This is a genomic window from Pseudomonas sp. NPDC087690 (assembly GCF_044743175.1).
GTDB lineage: Bacteria > Pseudomonadota > Gammaproteobacteria > Pseudomonadales > Pseudomonadaceae > Aquipseudomonas.
Genome location: NZ_JBIUVX010000068.1, coordinates 1 through 2,696 on the forward strand (window position 1 = coordinate 1; position 2,696 = coordinate 2,696).

A 2,696-nucleotide genomic window follows, 5' to 3' on the forward strand; every position below is an offset into this window, starting at 1 on the left:
GTCTTTGGTGCCTTGCCGTTGAACGTCGGCGAGCAGGCGGATGATCGTCGCCTGGTGGAATCCACTCGTGCGTTGTTCAAAACCGGTTTCTTTCAAGATATCCAGCTGGGCCGCGAAGGCAACGTCCTGGTAATCACGGTTGTCGAGCGCCCATCCGTCGCCAGTATCGAGATCGAAGGTAACAAGGCGATCTCCACTGAAGACCTGATGAAGGGCCTCAAGCAATCCGGTCTGGCCGAAGGCGAGATCTTCCAGCGTGCCACCCTCGAAGGCGTGCGTAACGAACTGCAACGTCAGTACGTTGCGCAAGGCCGCTATTCGGCTACCGTCGATACCGAAGTGGTATCGCAGCCGCGTAACCGTGTCGGTCTGAAAGTGAAGATCAACGAAGGCACCGTTGCGGCTATTCAGCATATCAACGTGGTAGGCAACACGGTGTTCCCCGAGGAAGACCTGACCGACCTGTTCGAACTGAAAACCACCAACTGGCTGTCGTTCTTCAAGAACGACGACAAGTACGCCCGTGAAAAACTGTCCGGTGACCTGGAGCGTCTGCGCTCCTACTACCTGGACCGTGGCTATATCAACATGGATATCGCTTCGACCCAGGTGTCCATCACCCCGGACAAGAAGCACGTCTATATCACCGTCAACGTGACCGAAGGCGAGAAGTACACCGTTCGTGACGTCAAGCTCAGCGGTGATCTGAAAGTCCCTGAAGATCAGGTCAAGTCCCTGTTGCTGGTACAGAAAGGCCAGGTGTTCTCGCGCAAGCTGATGACCACCACTTCCGAGTTGATCACCCGCCGTCTGGGTAACGAGGGTTACACCTTCGCCAACGTCAACGGCGTACCTCAGCCACACGATGATGACCACACTGTCGACATCCTGTTTGCTGTCGATCCAGGCAAGCGTGCCTACGTCAACCGTATCAACTTCCGTGGCAACACCAAGTCCGAAGACGAAGTGCTGCGTCGTGAAATGCGCCAGATGGAAGGCGGCTGGGCTTCGACCTACCTGATCGACCAGTCCAAGACCCGTCTTGAGCGTCTGGGCTTCTTCAAGGAAGTCAACGTTGAAACCCCTGCTGTTCCGGGTGTCGACGACCAGGTTGACGTGAACTACGCCGTTGAAGAACAGGCTTCCGGTTCGATTACCGCCAGCGTCGGTTTTGCGCAGAGTGCCGGTCTGATCCTTGGTGGTTCGATTACCCAGAACAACTTCCTCGGTACCGGTAACCGCGTCAGCGTCGGCCTGACCCGAAGTGAATACCAGAGCCGCTACAACTTCGGCTACGTTGACCCGTACTGGACCGCAGATGGCGTGAGCCTGGGCTACAACGCGTTCTATCGCACCACCGACTACAAAGACCTCGACGTCGACGTAGCAAGCTATGCGGTAGACAGCCTGGGCGCTGGCGTCAATATCGGTTACCCGATCAGCGAGACTTCGCGCCTGACCTTCGGTCTGTCCGCTCAGCAGGACGAGATCAAGACCGGTACTTACACCGTTGACGAGATTTTCGACTTCGTTAACAAGGAAGGCGACAAGTACCTGAACTTCAAGGCTTCGGCCGGCTGGTCCGAGTCGACCCTGAACAAGGGCGTATTGCCGACCCGTGGTCGTTCCCAGAGCCTGACCCTGGAATCCACCATTCCGGGCAGTGACCTGTCGTTCTTCAAACTTGATTACCGTGGTCAGCTGTTCCAGCCGATCACCGAGAATTACACCCTGCGTCTGCATACCGAACTCGGTTATGGCGACGGTTACGGTTCGACTGACGGCTTGCCGTTCTATGAAAACTACTATGCTGGTGGTTTCAACTCGGTTCGTGGCTTCAAGGACAGCACCCTCGGTCCGCGCAGTACGCCAAGCCGTGGCACCAACCCGGGTACGCTGGCTGACCCGGACCAGGACCCGCTGCCGTTCGGCGGTAACGTCCTGATCCAGGGTGGTGTCGAGGTTCTGTTCCCGCTGCCATTCGTCAAGGATCAGCGTTCCCTGCGTACTTCGGTATTCTGGGATGTGGGTAACGTATTTGACTCGCAGTGCAAGGACACTACCAATGCCAACGGCTCGACGTCGAACACCAAGTGCAACGACATCAGCCTGAGCAACATGGCAAGTTCCGTGGGTGTGGGTGTGACCTGGGTCACCGCACTGGGTCCTCTGAGCTTCGCGTTGGCCATGCCGATCAAGAAACCGGATGACGCTGAAACTCAAGTGTTCCAATTCTCCCTCGGCCAGACGTTCTAAGCGTCTGACCCAAGATAACGACAATGGATTTTGTAGGAGTGCATCGTGCGTAAGTTGACTCAATTGGTTCTCCTGGCCTCCTTGATGGTGGCAGGCCCGGCATTTGCCGACATGAAAATCGCCGTTCTGAACTATCAGATGGCTTTGCTGGAATCTGACGCGGCCAAGAAGTACGCCGTGGATGCCGAGAAGAAGTTCGGTCCGCAACTGACCAAGCTGAAAACCCTGGAAAGCAGCGCCAAAGGCATTCAGGACCGTCTGATGGCTGGTGGCGACAAGATGCAGCAAGGCGAACGTGAGCGTCTGGAGCTGGAGTTCAAGCAAAAGGCCCGTGATTTCCAGTTCCAGTCCAAAGAACTGAACGAAGCCAAGGCTGTTGCCGACCGCGAAATGCTCAAGCAACTGAAGCCGAAACTGGATAGCGCAGTGGAAGAAGTCAT

Annotated in this window: 2 protein-coding genes; both read left to right on the plus strand. The window is 56.2% G+C overall.

Annotated features, from left to right (window positions below):
• Window positions 1-2,256, plus strand: a 2,256-nt coding sequence (gene bamA, locus ACIPIZ_RS28490; RefSeq protein WP_401168813.1) for an outer membrane protein assembly factor BamA, incomplete at its 5' end; no start/stop codon positions are given.
• Between the two features lie 45 nt (window positions 2,257-2,301).
• Window positions 2,302-2,696: OmpH family outer membrane protein (locus tag ACIPIZ_RS28495; protein WP_401168816.1), on the plus strand; the 395-nt coding region annotated here is incomplete at its 3' end.